General features: G+C 63.4%; 12 protein-coding genes, 1 tRNA gene and 1 pseudogene. All 14 read left to right on the forward strand.

All coding sequences use genetic code 11. The features are described 5' to 3' along the window. A pseudogene (locus tag V3B64_RS21625) lies at positions 1–170 on the forward strand (elongation factor Tu); the annotation flags it as partial. Positions 171–273: 103 nt separating this feature from the next. After that, positions 274–349 (forward strand) — tRNA-Trp (locus V3B64_RS21630). 49 nt (positions 350–398) lie between these two features. Then, positions 399–812, forward strand: coding sequence for a preprotein translocase subunit SecE (gene secE, locus V3B64_RS21635; RefSeq protein WP_005408202.1), 414 nt, complete (start codon positions 399–401; stop codon positions 810–812). Positions 813–822: 10 nt separating this feature from the next. After that, positions 823–1383 (forward strand): transcription termination/antitermination protein NusG, encoded by a 561-nt coding sequence (gene nusG / locus V3B64_RS21640; RefSeq protein ID WP_004154362.1) that lies wholly within the window; start codon positions 823–825, stop codon positions 1381–1383. A gap of 286 nt (positions 1384–1669) precedes the next feature. Then, on the forward strand, positions 1670–2098 hold the full coding sequence (gene rplK / locus V3B64_RS21645) for a 50S ribosomal protein L11 (protein WP_004145248.1): 429 nt from the start codon (positions 1670–1672) through the stop codon (positions 2096–2098). 4 nt (positions 2099–2102) lie between these two features. Continuing rightward, entirely contained in the window at positions 2103–2801 is a 699-nt protein-coding gene (rplA, locus tag V3B64_RS21650) for a 50S ribosomal protein L1 (protein WP_004154350.1), read from the forward strand. Positions 2802–3187: 386 nt separating this feature from the next. After that, positions 3188–3724, forward strand: coding sequence for a 50S ribosomal protein L10 (rplJ, locus tag V3B64_RS21655; protein ID WP_010480377.1), 537 nt, complete (start codon positions 3188–3190; stop codon positions 3722–3724). A gap of 63 nt (positions 3725–3787) precedes the next feature. After that, the gene (gene rplL / locus V3B64_RS21660; protein ID WP_010480374.1) at positions 3788–4156 is read left to right on the forward strand and encodes a 50S ribosomal protein L7/L12; all 369 of its coding nucleotides are present in this window, start codon (positions 3788–3790) and stop codon (positions 4154–4156) included. Positions 4157–4484: 328 nt separating this feature from the next. Continuing rightward, positions 4485–8639: a DNA-directed RNA polymerase subunit beta gene (rpoB, locus tag V3B64_RS21665; protein WP_049401089.1), complete on the forward strand. Its 4155-nt coding sequence runs from the start codon at positions 4485–4487 to the stop codon at positions 8637–8639. An 89-nt stretch (positions 8640–8728) separates the two neighbouring features. After that, positions 8729–12952, forward strand: coding sequence for a DNA-directed RNA polymerase subunit beta' (rpoC, locus tag V3B64_RS21670; protein WP_125895178.1), 4224 nt, complete (start codon positions 8729–8731; stop codon positions 12950–12952). A 283-nt stretch (positions 12953–13235) separates the two neighbouring features. Beyond that, a complete protein-coding gene (gene rpsL, locus V3B64_RS21675) occupies positions 13236–13610 on the forward strand; it encodes a 30S ribosomal protein S12 (protein WP_004145320.1) in 375 nt (124 codons plus the stop codon). Between the two features lie 12 nt (positions 13611–13622). Further along, a complete protein-coding gene (rpsG, locus tag V3B64_RS21680; protein ID WP_004145321.1) occupies positions 13623–14096 on the forward strand; it encodes a 30S ribosomal protein S7 in 474 nt (157 codons plus the stop codon). A gap of 141 nt (positions 14097–14237) precedes the next feature. Further along, complete coding sequence (fusA, locus tag V3B64_RS21685; protein WP_005408207.1) at positions 14238–16379, forward strand: elongation factor G; 2142 nt, start codon at positions 14238–14240, stop codon at positions 16377–16379. A 52-nt stretch (positions 16380–16431) separates the two neighbouring features. Continuing rightward, on the forward strand, positions 16432–16765 hold a 334-nt coding region (locus V3B64_RS21690; protein ID WP_329914950.1), incomplete at its 3' end, for a GTP-binding protein.

A 16765-nucleotide genomic window follows, 5' to 3' on the forward strand; every position in this document is an offset into this window, starting at 1 on the left:
CCGGCGCAGCTGCTCTGCCGGAAGGCGTCGAAATGGTGATGCCGGGTGACAACGTCAAGATGGTCGTCACCCTGATCAACCCGGTGGCAATGGACGAAGGCCTGCGCTTCGCCATCCGCGAAGGCGGCCGTACCGTCGGCGCCGGCGTGGTCTCGAAGATCATCGAGTAAGCCTGCAGTACCGGTGGTTGCATAGCGCCGCCGGTTACGCGAATGGCGGGCCGGGAACCTCGGTCCGCCTTCGCCGTCTAAGGGAAGGCAAGTTTCAACACGTACGCCAGTAGCTCAATTGGCAGAGCAGCGGTCTCCAAAACCGCAGGTTGGGGGTTCGAGTCCCTCCTGGCGTGCCATCTGCCCACCTTATCCAGCGGCCTGGGCCGCTAAAGCAGACACAGCCGGATGAATAGCAAGATCGAACACTCCAAGGACAACTCCGCCAACGGCGGGGATATCGTCAAGTACGTCGCCGCATCGCTGCTGGTGCTGGCCGGTCTGTTCGTCTGGTTCTGGTTCTCCGCCGACTCCGGTCGCGCCACCCAGCTGGGTGCGTGGGCGGGTCAGCTTCGTGCGTTGGCGGTTGTGGTCGGTCTGGTTGGCGGTATCGGCGTGTTCATGCTGACCGGCAAGGGGCGCGACACCCGCGAATTCCTCTCCGAGTCGCGCTTCGAACTGCGCAAGGTGGTCTGGCCGACGCGCCAGGAAGCCATCCGCATGACCTGGGTCGTGATGGTGGTGGTGACCATTCTCAGTCTGTTGCTGGGTGGGTTCGATTACGTCATTCAGTGGCTGGTTCAGTTGTTCCTGAGCCGCTAAGGAGAATTGCATGAAGCGTTGGTACGTCGTTCACGCCTATTCGGGCTTCGAGAAGTCGGTGGCGCAGGCTCTGCGCGATCGCATCGTCCGTGACGGCATGGAAGAGCGCTTCGGCGATGTCCTGGTCCCGACCGAAGAAGTGGTCGAGATGCGCGCTGGCCAGAAGCGCCGCTCCGAGCGCAAGTTCTTCCCGGGTTACGTGCTGGTCCAGATCGAGACCCACGAAGAAGCCGGTATTCCGCGCATCGACAACGAAAGCTGGCACCTGGTCAAGGAAACCCCGCGCGTGATGGGCTTCATCGGCGGCACCGCCGACCGTCCGCTGCCGATCGCCGATTCCGAGGCCGAAGCCATCCTGAATCGCGTTCAGGAAGGTGTCGAGAAGCCGCGTCCGAAGGTGCTGTTCGAGCCGGGCCAGATGGTCCGCGTTACCGACGGCCCGTTCAACGATTTCAATGGCGTCGTCGAAGAAGTCAACTACGAGAAGAGCCGTCTGCGCGTCTCGGTGCTGATCTTCGGTCGTGCCACTCCGGTCGAACTCGAGTTCGGCCAGGTCGAAAAGGCCGTCTGACCTGTCGGTAGAGTCGAGCTTGCTCGACTTTGCTGATCAGTCGAGCACGCTCGACTCTACGGAACCAGGAGCCGGGCCTTGCCCGGTTTCGTCCGTTTACGTGCCGCTTCAGGCATGTGAAGAAAAAACCTGATATAGTGCGCGGCTCCCCGCTGGGAAGCCAGCAGGACGAGGTCGCCGCAAGGTGGCCTTCAGCATGATTTCAAAACGCGATGCCGGGACGCGTGATTCCCGGTCCGATGGGGAGCCTGTTGTCGAAAGGCGCTAGCACCCGGAGAGTACTCACATGGCAAAGAAAGTTGTCGGTTACATCAAGCTGCAGGTGAAGGCCGGTCAGGCCAACCCCTCGCCGCCGGTCGGTCCTGCGCTGGGTCAGCGCGGTCTGAACATCATGGAATTCTGCAAGGCGTTCAACGCTGCCACGCAGAAGCTCGAGCCGGGTCTGCCGGTTCCGGTGATCATCACGGCCTACTCGGACCGTACGTTCACCTTCATCACCAAGAGCACCCCGGCCACCACCCTGCTGAAGAAGGCCGCTGGCATCTCGTCGGGCTCCAAGCGCCCGAACACCGAGAAGGTCGGCAAGGTCACCCGTAAGCAGCTGGAAGAGATCGCCAAGGCGAAGGAACCGGATCTGACTGCCGCCGATCTGGACGCCGCCGTGCGTACCATCGCTGGCTCTGCCCGTTCCATGGGCCTCGTGGTGGAGGGTTAATAAGATGGCACAGACCAAGCGTGAGAAGGCCATCAAGGCCGCCGTCGTTCCGGGCAAGGCATACGCCTTCGAGGACGCGATCAACATCCTGAAGAGCGCCACCAAGGCCAAGTTCGTCGAGTCGATCGACGTCGCTGTGCGCCTGGGCGTCGATGCGAAGAAGTCCGACCAGCAGGTCCGTGGCTCCACCGTGCTGCCGGCCGGTACCGGCAAGTCGGTCCGCGTCGCCGTGTTCGCTCCGGCCGGTGCCAAGGCTGACGAAGCCCTGGCCGCTGGCGCCGAAGCCGTCGGTATGGATGATCTGGCCGAGAAGATGCAGGCTGGCGATCTGAACTACGACGTCGTCATCGCGACCCCGGACGCCATGCGCGTCGTCGGTAAGCTGGGCACCGTGCTGGGCCCGCGCGGCCTGATGCCGAACCCGAAGGTCGGCACCGTTTCCCCGAACCCGGGTGAAGCCGTGAAGAACGCCAAGTCGGGTCAGGTCCGTTACCGCACCGACAAGGCCGGCATCATTCACTGCACCATCGGCAAGGCCGACTTCGCCGAAGACGCGCTGAAGTCGAACCTGACCGCGCTGCTGCTGGACCTGATCAAGGCCAAGCCGGCCACCTCGAAGGGCACCTACCTGCAGAAGGTTTCGGTCAGCTCGACGATGGGCCCGGGCGTCACCGTCGACCAGTCGTCGCTGACCCTGAAGTAATTGTTTCAAGCGGTCACGGTACCTTCGGTGCCGTGACCGTGACATTTGAAGGCATCGCTGGCCGTACATCGCCCGCGGTAGCCGTCAAAGACCGCAGGCGCGGTCGTGGCAATACCGGCGACGGGCACGGAAGCTCGATCTGGCAAGGAGTCGCCGCCGGAGCAGTCATGAGCGCTTAATCGATTCCCCGGAATCACCCTGCGTAGATGGTGCCCTTCTGGAGTTTTTCTGGTTCACGCACGTCTGGGTTTCCCAGGTTGGCCCACTCCAGGTCTAGAACGGCCCACCCCCGGAACATCATCCCGATGTTCCCGGCGTCCAGGACGGATGCCGCACAGGACCGCACACGGCAGGAGCCGTAAGCGGAGTTCAATAGGAGGAGTGCAATGGCTCTCAATCTGTCCCAGAAGCAAGAAGTAGTCGCCGAGCTGGCAGACGTCGCCGCCAAGGCCCACTCCTTGATCGCAGCCGAATACGCTGGCACCACGGTCGCCCAGATGACCGCGATGCGCAAGCAGGCTCGTGAAACCGGTGTTTTCTTGAAGGTTGTCAAGAACACCCTGGCTTCGCGCGCCGTTGAAGGCACCGAGTTCGCAGTCGCCCAGGACCAGATGGTTGGTCCGCTGCTGTACGCGTTCTCGCTCGAGGAGCCCGGCGCTGCCGGTCGCCTGATCAAGGAAGCCGCCAAGGGCAACGACAAGCTGAAGGCTAAGGTCGTCGCCATCGGTGGCGAAGTGTTCCCGGCAAGCCACGTCGAAGTGCTGGCCTCGCTGCCGACCCGCGACCAGGCCCTGGCCATGCTGGCCCGCGTCCTGACCGAGCCGGTCACGATGTTTGCCCGCGCCATCAAGGCCGTTGGCGAGAAGCAGGGTGGTGGCGACGTCGCCGCCGACGCTGCCGAGCCGGCCGCCGAGACCGCCTGAGTTTCGACTTACCGTGGTTCCTGACGGAACCTCAACCCAGAAAATCATCCAAAGGTATTAATCATGTCCCTTACCAACGAACAGATCGTCGACGCCATCGCCGAGAAGTCCCTGATGGAAGTGATGGAGCTGGTCAAGGCCATCGAAGAGAAGTTCGGCGTCTCCGCCGCTGCTCCGGTTGCCGTGGCTGCTGCTGCTGGCCCGGCCGCTGCTGTTGAAGAGCAGACCGAGTTCACCGTCACCCTGAAGTCGGCCGGCGACAAGAAGGTCGAAGTCATCAAGGCCGTCCGCGCCATCACCGGCCTGGGCCTGAAGGAAGCGAAGGACCTGGCCGAAGCCGGTGGCGTCCTGAAGGAAGGCGCTTCGAAGGACGACGCCGAGAAGATGAAGAAGGACCTGGAAGCTGCTGGCGCGACTGTCGAAGTCAAGTAAGCAGTTACCTTGCATCGTCACCGATTCACGGCGATGCAGCCAAGGCTGGGGGCGTAAGCCCCCGGCCTTTGGTCGTTGTTGCAGTACCGGTAGGGTCGACTGTTAGTCGACTGTTTCAGAAGCAGAAAAAGCCCAACACGGGCTGCGGTCAGACCCCGGCAGGCCAGCGCAGAGCGCGGCAGCGGGGGAGTGGATGCAGACGAGTTGGCAGTTGGAAGTAGCGGGAGAAGGCGTGCTGGTGCCGGCAATACCAGCGACTTCCAACTGACAATTTCAAGTTCCCTTCGGATCGTGGGCGCACGATCCGCACAACAAGGTGGAAGACCTCATGACGTCCTATTCGTTCACCGAAAAAAAGCGTATCCGCAAGGATTTCGGCAAGCAGCGCTCGATTCTCGAAGTGCCGTTCCTGCTCGCCATCCAGGTGGATTCCTATCGTGAATTCCTGCAGGAAAACGTCGATCCGGCCAAGCGCACGGACCACGGCCTGCACGCTGCGCTGAAGTCGGTCTTCCCGATCGCCAGCTACAGCGGCAATGCTGCCCTGGAATACGTCGGCTACAAGCTGGGCGAACCGGTCTTCGACGAGCGTGAGTGCCGCCAGCGTGGCATGAGCTACGGCGCCCCGCTGCGCGTGACCGTGCGCCTGGTGATCTACGACCGTGAGTCGTCGACCAAGGCCATCAAGTACGTGAAGGAGCAGGAGGTCTATCTGGGCGAAATCCCGCTGATGACCGAGAACGGCACCTTCATCGTCAACGGCACCGAGCGCGTCATCGTCTCGCAGCTGCACCGTTCGCCGGGCGTGTTCTTCGACCACGACCGTGGCAAGACCCACAGCTCGGGCAAGCTGCTGTACAGCGCCCGCATCATTCCTTACCGCGGTTCCTGGCTGGACTTCGAGTTCGACCCGAAGGACGCGCTGTTCACCCGTATCGACCGTCGCCGCAAGCTGCCGGTGTCGATCCTGCTGCGCGCGCTCGGCTACAGCAACGAAGAGATGCTGGCCGAGTTCTTCGAGATCAACACCTTCCACATCAACCCGGATGAAGGCGTCCAGCTGGAGCTGGTGCCGGAGCGCCTGCGTGGCGAAACCCTGGGCTTCGACCTCGCCGACGGCGACAAGGTCATCGTGGAAGCCGGCAAGCGCATCACCGCGCGTCACATCAAGCAGCTGGAAGCCTCGGGCATCGCCGCCCTGGCCGTGCCGGACGACTACATCGTCGGCCGCATCCTGTCGCACGACGTGGTCGATGCTTCGACCGGCGAACTGCTGGCCCAGGCCAATGACGAGATCACCGACGAGCAGCTGCAGGCCTTCCGCAAGGCCGGTGTGGATGCCGTGGGCACCCTGTGGGTGAACGATCTGGATCGTGGCCCGTACCTGTCCAACACCCTGCGCATCGACCCGACCAAGACCCAGCTGGAAGCCCTGGTCGAGATCTACCGCATGATGCGTCCGGGCGAGCCGCCGACCAAGGACGCCGCGCAGAACCTGTTCCACAACCTGTTCTTCACCTTCGAGCGCTACGACCTGTCCGCGGTCGGCCGCATGAAGTTCAACCGTCGCGTGGGCCGCAAGGAAACCACCGGCGAAGCCGTGCTGTACGACCGCAAGTACTACGGTGAGCGCAACGACGAAGAGTCCAAGCGCCTGGTTGCCGCCCATGGCGACAGCTCCGACATCCTGGACGTGATCAAGGTCCTGACCGAGATCCGCAACGGTCGCGGCGTGGTCGATGACATCGATCACCTGGGCAACCGTCGCGTGCGTTCGGTCGGTGAAATGGCCGAGAACGTGTTCCGCGTGGGCCTGGTCCGCGTCGAGCGCGCGGTCAAGGAGCGCCTGTCGATGGCCGAGTCGGAAGGCCTGACCCCGCAGGAGCTGATCAACGCCAAGCCGGTCGCCGCTGCCATCAAGGAGTTCTTCGGCTCCTCGCAGCTGTCGCAGTTCATGGACCAGAACAACCCGCTGTCGGAAGTGACCCACAAGCGTCGCGTCTCGGCCCTGGGCCCGGGCGGCCTGACCCGTGAGCGCGCCGGCTTCGAAGTGCGCGACGTGCACCCGACCCATTACGGCCGCGTCTGCACCATCGAAACCCCGGAAGGCCCGAACATCGGCCTGATCAACTCGCTGGCCGTGTACGCCCGCACCAACCAGTACGGTTTCCTCGAGACCCCGTACCGCAAGGTCGTGGACGGCAAGGTCTATGACGAAGTCGAGTTCCTGTCGGCCATCGAAGAAAACGAGTACGTCATTGCGCAGGCCAACGCCCTGACCAATGCCGACAGCGTGCTGACCGAGCAGTTCGTTCCGTGCCGCTTCCAGGGCGAGTCGCTGCTGAAGCCGCCGGCGGAAGTCCACTTCATGGACGTCTCGCCGATGCAGACCGTGTCGATCGCGGCCGCGCTGGTTCCGTTCCTGGAGCACGATGACGCCAACCGTGCACTGATGGGCGCCAACATGCAGCGTCAGGCCGTGCCGACCCTGCGTGCGCAGAAGCCGCTGGTCGGTACCGGCATCGAGCGCGCCGTGGCGCGTGACTCCGGTGTGACCGTGAATGCCCGTCGTGGTGGCGAGATCGTGCAGATCGATGCCGCCCGTATCGTGGTCAAGGTCAACGAGGAAGAGATCGTTGGCGCCACCGACGCAGGCGTGGACATCTACAACCTGGTCAAGTACACCCGTTCGAACCAGAACACCTGCATCAACCAGCGTCCGCTGGTCCAGGTGGGTGACGTCATCGCCCGCGGCGACGTGCTGGCCGACGGTCCGTCCACCGACATCGGCGAACTGGCCCTGGGCCAGAACATGCTGATCGCGTTCATGCCGTGGAACGGCTACAACTTCGAAGACTCCATCCTGCTCTCCGAGCGTGTGGTGGAGGAGGATCGTTACACCACGATCCACATCGAAGAGCTGACCTGCGTCGCGCGTGACACCAAGCTGGGGCCGGAGGAAATCTCGGCCGATATCCCGAACGTCTCCGAGCAGGCGCTGAACCGCCTGGACGAGAGCGGCGTGGTGTACATCGGTGCGGAAGTCCGCGCCGGCGACATCATGGTCGGCAAGGTCACCCCGAAGGGCGAAAGCCAGCTGACCCCGGAAGAGAAGCTGCTGCGCGCGATCTTCGGCGAGAAGGCTTCGGACGTGAAGGACAGCTCGCTGCGCGTCCCGCCGGGCATGGACGGCACCGTCATCGACGTGCAGGTCTTCACCCGCGACGGCATCGAGAAGGACAAGCGCGCCCGCCAGATCGAAGAGTCTGAAATCAAGCGCGTCAAGAAGGACTTCGACGACCAGTTCCGCATCCTGGAAGCCGCCATCTACATGCGTCTGCGTTCGCAGATCGTGGGCAAGGTGGTCAACGGTGGCGCTGGCCTGAAGAAGGGCGACGTCATCAGCGACGCGTTCCTGGACGGCCTGAAGAAGGCTGACTGGTTCGCCCTGCGCATGAAGGACGAGGACGCTTCGGAAGCCATCGAGCGCGCGCAGAAGCAGATCCAGGCGCACGAGAAGGAATTCGAGCGTCGCTTCGCCGACAAGCGCGGCAAGATCACCGCCGGTGACGACCTCGCCCCGGGCGTGCTGAAGATGGTCAAGGTGTTCCTGGCCGTGAAGCGCCGCATCCAGCCGGGCGACAAGATGGCAGGCCGCCACGGCAACAAGGGTGTGGTCTCCAACGTGGTGCCGGTCGAGGACATGCCGTACATGGCCTCGGGCGAAACCGTGGACATCGTGCTGAACCCGCTGGGCGTGCCGTCGCGTATGAACATCGGCCAGATCCTGGAAGTGCATCTGGGCTGGGCTGCCAAGGGCCTGGGCCGCAAGATCCAGGCGATGATGGAAGCCCAGGCGGCGGTTGCCGACCTGCGCAAGTTCCTGGACGACATCTACAACCACGACGACACCAACGTGGCCAACCGTGTCGACCTGTCGCAGTTCAGCGACGAGGAACTGCTGCGTCTGGCCCGTAACCTCACCGACGGCGTGCCGATGGCCACCCCGGTGTTCGACGGCGCCACCGAAGCGGAAATCAAGCGCATGCTGGAACTGGCCGACCTGCCGAGCAGTGGCCAGACCCAGCTGTACGACGGCCGCACCGGTGAAGCGTTCGATCGCCACACCACCGTGGGTTACATGCACTACCTGAAGCTGAACCACCTGGTCGACGACAAGATGCACGCCCGTTCGACCGGTCCGTACTCGCTCGTCACCCAGCAGCCGCTGGGCGGCAAGGCGCAGTTCGGCGGCCAGCGCTTCGGTGAAATGGAAGTCTGGGCGCTGGAAGCCTACGGCGCGGCCTACACCCTGCAGGAAATGCTGACGGTGAAGTCCGATGACGTGCAGGGCCGCAACCAGATGTACAAGAACATCGTCGACGGTGAGCACGAGATGGTCGCGGGCATGCCGGAATCCTTCAACGTGCTCGTGAAGGAAATCCGCTCGCTGGCCATCAACATGGAACTGGAAGACAACTGATCCATGCCGGCGCGGGGGGGGCCCCCCCCCCCCCGGGGGGGGGGGCGGGGCAGCCCCCACGCCCACCCCTACCCCCGCGGGTGCACACCATGAAAGACCTGCTCAACCTCTTCAACCAGCAGCGCCAGACGCTGGACTTCGACGCGATCAAGATCGCGCTGGCCTCGCCGGACCTGATCCGTTCGTGGTCCTTCGGCGAAGTGAAGAAGCCGGAAACCATCAACTACCGTACCTTCAAGCCGGAACGCGACGGCCTGTTCTGCGCCGCCATCTTCGGCCCGGTGAAGGACTACGAGTGCCTGTGCGGCAAGTACAAGCGCATGAAGCACCGCGGCGTGGTCTGCGAAAAGTGCGGCACCGAAGTGACCCTGGCCAAGGTGCGCCGTGAGCGCATGGGCCACATCGACCTGGCCTCGCCGGTCGCGCACATCTGGTTCCTGAAGTCGCTGCCGTCGCGCATCGGCCTGATGCTGGACATGACCCTGCGCGACATCGAGCGCGTGCTGTACTTCGAAGCCTACGTGGTGACCGAGCCGGGCCTGACCGCCCTGGAACGCCGCCAGCTGCTGACCGAAGAACAGTACCTGCAGGCCCGCCAGGAGCACGGTGACGACTTCGACGCCGCGATGGGCGCCGAGGCCGTGTACGAACTGCTGCGCACGATCGACCTGCAGTCGGAAATGACCCGCCTGCGCGAGGAAATCGCCGCTACCGGTTCGGAAACCAAGCTCAAGCGCCTCACCAAGCGCATCAAGCTGATCGAAGCCTTCCTGGAATCGGGCAACCGTCCGGAGTGGATGGTCATGACCGTGCTGCCGGTGCTGCCGCCGGACCTGCGTCCGCTGGTTCCGCTGGATGGCGGCCGCTTCGCGACCTCCGACCTGAACGACCTGTACCGCCGCGTCATCAACCGTAACAACCGCCTGCGCCGCCTGCTCGAACTGAGTGCGCCGGACATCATCGTGCGCAATGAAAAGCGCATGCTGCAGGAATCGGTCGATGCGCTGCTGGACAACGGCCGTCGTGGCCGTGCCATCACCGGCACCAACAAGCGCCCGCTGAAGTCGCTGGCCGACATGATCAAGGGCAAGCAGGGTCGCTTCCGCCAGAACCTGCTGGGCAAGCGCGTCGACTACTCGGGCCGTTCGGTCATCGTGGTCGGTCCGTACCTGCGCCTGCACCAGTGCGGCCTGCCGAAGAAGATGGCGCTTGAGCTGTTCAAGCCGTTCGTCTTCGCCAAGCTGCAGCGTCGTGGCCTGGCCACCACCATCAAGGCCGCCAAGAAGCTGGTCGAGCGCGAAGAAGCCGAAGTCTGGGACATCCTGGAAGAGGTCATCCGCGAGCATCCGGTGATGCTGAACCGTGCGCCGACCCTGCACCGTCTGGGCATCCAGGCGTTCGAGCCGGTGCTGATCGAAGGCAAGGCCATCCAGCTGCACCCGCTGGTCTGCACCGCGTTCAACGCCGACTTCGACGGTGACCAGATGGCCGTCCACGTGCCGCTCTCGCTGGAAGCCCAGCTGGAAGCGCGTGCGCTGATGATGTCGACCAACAACATCCTGTCGCCGGCCAACGGCGAGCCGATCATCGTGCCGTCGCAGGACGTCGTGCTGGGTCTGTACTACATGACCCGCTCGCTGGAAAACAAGAAGGGCGAGGGCATGGCCTTCGCCAACATCGCCGAAGTGAAGCGTGCCTACGACAACCGCGTGGTGGAACTGCACGCGCGCGTCAAGGTCCGCATCACCGAGGTGGTGACCGACGAAGACGGTGTGAAGCAGAACAAGACCTCGATCGTGGACACCACGATCGGTCGCGCCCTGCTGGCTGAAATCCTGCCGGAAGGCCTGCCGTTCGCGCTGGCCAACACCGAGCTGACCAAGAAGAACATCAGCCGCCTGATCAACTCCAGCTACCGCCAGCTGGGTCTGAAGGACACGGTCGTGTTCGCCGACAAGCTGATGTACACCGGCTTCGCCTACGCGACCCGCGCCGGCGTGTCGATCGGCATCGACGACATGCTGATCCCGGACGAGAAGAAGGGCATCCTCACCGAGGCTGAAGCCGAAGTGCTGGAAATCCAGGAGCAGTACCAGTCGGGCCTGGTCACCGCCGGCGAGCGCTACAACAAGGTGGTCGACATCTGGTCGCGCACCAACGAGCGCATCGCCAAGGCGATGATGGACACCATCGGTACCGAAAAGGTCGTCAATGCCAAGGGTGAGACCATCGACCAGAAGTCGATGAACTCGCTGTACATCATGGCCGACTCCGGTGCGCGTGGTTCGCAGGCGCAGATCCGTCAGCTGGCCGGTATGCGTGGCCTGATGGCGCGTCCGGACGGCTCGATCATCGAGACGCCCATCAAGGCGAACTTCCGTGAAGGCCTGAACGTGCAGGAGTACTTCAACTCCACCCACGGTGCCCGTAAGGGTCTGGCCGATACCGCGCTGAAGACCGCGAACTCGGGTTACCTGACCCGTCGTCTGGTCGACGTCGCGCAGGACGTGGTGATCACCGAGGTGGATTGCGGTACCACCGAAGGCCTGATCATGACCCCGATCGTGGAAGGCGGCGACGTGGTCGAGCCGCTGAAGGATCGCGTGCTGGGTCGCGTGGTTGCCGAGGACGTGTTCCTGCCGGGCAACGACGAAGATCCGATCGTCACCCGCAACACCCTGCTGGACGAAGCCTGGGTCGCCAAGCTGGAAGACGCCGGCGTGCAGAGCATCAAGGTGCGTTCGACGATCTCGTGCGAATCGGCCTTCGGTGTCTGCGGTCGCTGCTACGGCCGCGATCTGGCCCGTGGCCACCTGGTCAACATCGGTGAAGCGGTCGGCGTCATCGCCGCCCAGTCCATCGGTGAGCCGGGTACCCAGCTGACCATGCGTACGTTCCACATCGGTGGTGCGGCGTCGCGAGCTGCTGCGGTCGACAACATCACCGTCAAGACCACCGGCTCGGTCAAGTTCAGCAACCTCAAGTCCGTCGAGCATGCCAACGGCTCGCTGGTGGCAGTGTCGCGCTCGGGCGAAATCTCGGTGCTCGATGCCCACGGCCGTGAGCGTGAGCGCTACAAGCTGCCGTACGGTGCGACCATCACGTCCAAGGACGGTGATGCGATCAAGGCTGGCCAGACCGTGGCCAACTGGGATCCGCATAACCACCCGATCGTGTCGGAAGTGGCCGGTTTCATCCGCTTCATCGACTTCGTCGACGGCATCACCGTCATCGAGAAGACCGACGAGCTGACCGGCCTGGCGTCGCGCGAAATCACCGATCCGAAGCGTCGTGGTACCCAGGCCAAGGACCTGCGCCCGATCGTGCGCATCGTCGACGCCAAGGGCAACGACCTGTCGATCCCGGGCACCGACCTGCCGGCGCAGTACCTGCTGCCGCCGCGCTCGATCGTCAACCTGCAGGACGGCGCTGCCGTCGGCGTGGGTGACGTGGTCGCCAAGATTCCGCAGGAAGCGTCGAAGACCCGCGACATCACCGGTGGTCTGCCGCGCGTGGCCGATCTGTTCGAAGCGCGCAAGCCGAAGGATCCGGCGGTGCTGGCCGAGCGTTCGGGCATCATCAGCTTCGGCAAGGACACCAAGGGCAAGCAGCGCCTGATCATCAAGGACACCGATGGTTCGGAGCACGAAGAGCTGATCCCGAAGTACCGCCAGGTCATCGTGTTCGAAGGCGAGCATGTCACCAAGGGTGAAACCATCGTGGACGGCGAGCCGAGCCCGCAGGACATCCTGCGTCTGCTGGGTGTCGAACCGCTGGCGGCCTACCTGGTGAAGGAAATCCAGGACGTGTACCGCCTGCAGGGCGTGAAGATCAACGACAAGCACATCGAGGTGATCACCCGCCAGATGCTGCGCAAGGTCGAGATCACCGACCAGGGCAGCAGCAAGTTCCTGAACGGCGAACAGGTGGAGCGTCAGCGCGTTATCGAGGAGAATGCGCGCCTGTCGACCCGCAACGAGCTGCCGGCGCACTTCGATCCGGTCCTGCTGGGTATCACCAAGGCCTCGCTGGCGACCGAATCGTTCATCTCGGCCGCGTCGTTCCAGGAAACCACCCGCGTGCTGACCGAAGCGGCCGTCCGCGGCACCTCGGACAACCTGCGTGGCCTGAAGGAAAACGTCATCGTGGGCCGCCTGATTCCGGCCGGTACCGGCCTGGCGTACCACAGCAACCGCCGTCGCGGTGCTTCCGGTCTCACCGAGTCGGAAATGCAGACCCTGGCCGGCACCCCGGCTGCGGTCGAGGCACCGGTGGTTGAAGCCGAAGCTGAACAGGCCTCGGGCGAAGAATGAGGTATCCGGTCCGGCCGCTAGGCCGGACCACCCCATCGGTCCATCGATGGGATTGGGAAAGGGCAGGGGAGATCGTCCGCGATCGACCCGGCCAACCTGAACGGGGTACATGGAGGCCCCCCAGTAACGTTCCGGGATCAGGAACGGGCTTGACAGGATGCGTTTGACTGCTTTCCTGGCAGGTTGCTACAATCGTCTGTCTCAGCAGGCCAGAATTTTGGCCTGCTTTAACATTTCCGCATCTCTGGCCGGATTTCCGGCCACCAATCAGAAGAACCTACTGATGGCGACGATCAACCAGCTGGTCCGCAAGCCGCGGCAAGCGACCACCTACAAGAGTGCCTCGCCGGCGCTCGACAAGTGCCCGCAGCGCCGTGGCGTCTGCACCCGTGTCTACACCACCACTCCGAAGAAGCCGAACTCGGCTCTGCGCAAGGTTGCCAAGGTCCGCCTGACCAACCAGGAAGAAGTGATTTCCTACATCGGTGGTGAAGGCCACAACCTGCAGGAGCACTCCGTGGTCCTGATCCGCGGCGGTCGCGTCAAGGACCTGCCGGGTGTGCGTTACCACACCGTTCGTGGCTCGCTCGACGCCGCCGGCGTTGCCAAGCGTCGCCAGGCCCGTTCCAAGTACGGCGCCAAGCGTCCGAAGGCATAAGGAGAGAGCACTATGTCGCGTAAGGGTAATACTCCGCAGCGTTCCGTCCTGCCCGATCCGAAGCACGGAAGCGAAACCATCGCCCGCTTCATCAACATGGTCATGCAGAGCGGCAAGAAGTCCGTCGCCGAAAAGATCGTGTACGGCGCCATGGACGTGATCACCGAGAAGAACAGCAGCGCCAACGCCATTGAACTGGTGCAGAAGGCTCTGGACAACGTCGCTCCGGCGGTCGAAGTCAAGTCGCGCCGCGTCGGTGGTGCCACCTACCAGGTGCCGGTCGAAGTGCGTTCGTCGCGCAAGATGGCCCTGGCCATGCGCTGGCTGATCGACTCCGCGCGCAAGCGTGGTGAGAACACCATGCCGAAGAAGCTGGCTGCTGAACTGATCGACGCCTCGGAAAACCGTGGCGGCGCCATCAAGAAGCGCGAAGAAACCCACCGCATGGCCGAAGCCAACAAGGCATTCGCCCACTACCGCTGGTGAGTTTGACGGCCTTGTAAAACAGGCAGGGCAGCACCACTTCGGTGCGTGCTGCCTCGCGGTCCCAGAAGGACTGCGCCAATCCGAAGGCCGCCGAAAGGCGGCGTTCGGCCATCCGAAATCCAAGAAATCTGAGAGGCTCCCGTGGCCCGTTCCACTCCCATCGAGCGTTACCGTAACTTCGGCATCATGGCTCACATCGATGCCGGCAAGACCACCACGTCCGAGCGCATCCTGTTCTACACCGGCAAGAGCCACAAGATCGGTGAAGTGCACGACGGCGCCGCCACCATGGACTGGATGGAGCAGGAGCAGGAGCGTGGCATCACGATCCAGTCCGCTGCCACCACCGCGTTCTGGAAGGGCATGGACAAGTCCCTGCCGGAGCACCGCTTCAACATCATCGACACCCCCGGGCACGTCGACTTCACCATCGAAGTGGAGCGCTCGCTGCGCGTGCTCGACGGTGCCGTCTTCGTCCTGTGCGCCGTCGGTGGCGTGCAGCCGCAGTCGGAAACCGTGTGGCGCCAGGCCAACAAGTACCACGTGCCGCGCATCGCGTTCGTCAACAAGATGGACCGCACCGGTGCCAACTTCCAGAAGGTCGTCGGCCAGCTGAAGGCCAAGCTGGGCGCGGTTGCCGTGCCGATGCAGCTGCCGATCGGCGCTGAAGACAACTTCAAGGGCGTCGTCGACCTGCTGAAGATGAAGGCCATCCATTGGGATGAGGCTTCGCAGGGCATGAAGTTCGAATACGGTGAAATCCCGGCCGAGCTGCAGGGCCCGGCTGAAGAGGCTCGCCAGTTCATGGTCGAGACCGCTGCCGAAGCCAGCGAAGAGCTGATGGAAAAGTACCTGGGCGGCGAAGAGCTGGCCGAGGCTGAAATCATCAACGCGCTGCGTACCCGCACCCTGGCCACCGAGATCGTGCCGATGTACTGCGGCTCGGCCTTCAAGAACAAGGGCGTGCAGGCCATGCTGGACGGCGTGATCCAGCTGCTGCCGTCGCCGGTCGACGTGCCGGACGTGAAGGGCGTGGACGTTGACGACGACACCGTCGAAATGACCCGCAAGTCGGACGACAAGGCTCCGTTCTCGTCGCTGGCCTTCAAGATCATCACCGACCCGTTCGTTGGCGCGCTGACCTTCTTCCGTGTCTACTCGGGCACCCTGAACGGTGGCGACACCGTGCTGAACTCGGTGAAGGGCAAGAAGGAGCGCATCGGCCGCATCCTGCAGATGCACTCGAACAACCGCGAGGAAATCAAGGAAGTTCTGGCCGGCGACATCGCCGCTGCCGTGGGCCTGAAGGACACCACCACCGGTGACACCCTGTGCGCCGTGGACGCCCCGATCATCCTGGAGCGCATGACGTTCCCGGAGCCGGTGATCTCGATGGCCGTCGAGCCGAAGACCAAGTCGGACCAGGAAAAGATGGGTCTGGCCCTGGGCCGTCTGGCGCAGGAAGATCCGTCGTTCCGCGTCAAGACCGACGAAGAATCCGGCCAGACCATCATCTCGGGCATGGGCGAGCTGCACCTGGACATCATCGTCGACCGCCTGAAGCGCGAGTTCAACGTTGAAGCCAACGTCGGCGCGCCGCAGGTGGCCTACCGCGAAACCATCACCCTGGCCGACGTCAAGTCGGACTACAAGCACGCCAAGCAGTCCGGTGGTAAGGGTCAGTACGGTCACGTCGTGATCGAACTGTCGCCGATCACCGCTGCCGACCGTGCCGATCCGAAGCTGGCTCCGGCCATCAAGGACGACTTCCTGTTCATCAACGACATCACCGGCGGCGTGATCCCGAAGGAATTCATTCCGTCGGTTGAAAAGGGCCTGCGCGAAACCATCACCAGCGGTCCGCTGGCTGGCTTCCCGGTCGTGGACGTCAAGGTGAAGCTGGTGTTCGGTTCGTACCACGACGTCGACTCCTCGGAAATGGCGTTCAAGCTGGCTTCGTCGATGGCCTTCAAGCAGGGCTTCGCCAAGGCCAAGCCGGTGCTGCTGGAGCCGATCATGAAGGTCGAGATCGTGACCCCGGAGGATTACCAGGGTGACGTGATGGGCGACGTCAGCCGTCGTCGCGGCGTGCTGCAGGGTTCCGACACCACCGGTGACGGCTCCGCTTCGATCATCAACGCGATGATCCCGCTGGGTGAAATGTTCGGCTACGCCACTGCGCTGCGTTCGCAGACCCAGGGCCGCGCCACCTTCACCATGGAATTCGATCACTACGAGCCGGCTCCGACCAACATCGCCGAAGCCGTCATGAAGAAGGGCTGAGCCTCGCTCAGCCTCTCTTGAAACCACTTACGAACAATCAAGGTATAGAACAATGGCAAAGGGTAAGTTCGAGCGCACCAAGCCGCACGTCAACGTCGGCACCATCGGTCACGTCGATCACGGCAAGACCACGCTGACCGCTGCACTGACCAAGATCGGTGCCGAGCGCTTCGGTGGCGAGTTCAAGGATTACTCCTCGATCGACGCCGCGCCGGAAGAAAAGGCGCGTGGTATCACGATCTCGACCGCGCACGTCGAGTACGAATCCCCGGTCCGTCACTACGCCCACGTCGATTGCCCGGGCCACGCTGACTACGTCAAGAACATGATCACCGGTGCCGCCCAGATGGACGGCGCGATCCTGGTGTGCTCGGCCGCTGACGGCC

This window comes from Stenotrophomonas sp. SMYL86 (assembly GCF_036320025.1).
GTDB lineage: Bacteria > Pseudomonadota > Gammaproteobacteria > Xanthomonadales > Xanthomonadaceae > Stenotrophomonas > Stenotrophomonas maltophilia_A.

Coding starts and splice junctions, on each gene's coding strand:
- secE (WP_005408202.1), top strand. CDS start 399: ATGAATAGCAAGATCGAACACTCCAAGGACAACTCCGCCAACGGCGGG.
- nusG (WP_004154362.1), top strand. CDS start 823: ATGAAGCGTTGGTACGTCGTTCACGCCTATTCGGGCTTCGAGAAGTCG.
- rplK (WP_004145248.1), top strand. CDS start 1,670: ATGGCAAAGAAAGTTGTCGGTTACATCAAGCTGCAGGTGAAGGCCGGT.
- rplA (WP_004154350.1), top strand. CDS start 2,103: ATGGCACAGACCAAGCGTGAGAAGGCCATCAAGGCCGCCGTCGTTCCG.
- rplJ (WP_010480377.1), top strand. CDS start 3,188: ATGGCTCTCAATCTGTCCCAGAAGCAAGAAGTAGTCGCCGAGCTGGCA.
- rplL (WP_010480374.1), top strand. CDS start 3,788: ATGTCCCTTACCAACGAACAGATCGTCGACGCCATCGCCGAGAAGTCC.
- rpoB (WP_049401089.1), top strand. CDS start 4,485: ATGACGTCCTATTCGTTCACCGAAAAAAAGCGTATCCGCAAGGATTTC.
- rpoC (WP_125895178.1), top strand. CDS start 8,729: ATGAAAGACCTGCTCAACCTCTTCAACCAGCAGCGCCAGACGCTGGAC.
- rpsL (WP_004145320.1), top strand. CDS start 13,236: ATGGCGACGATCAACCAGCTGGTCCGCAAGCCGCGGCAAGCGACCACC.
- rpsG (WP_004145321.1), top strand. CDS start 13,623: ATGTCGCGTAAGGGTAATACTCCGCAGCGTTCCGTCCTGCCCGATCCG.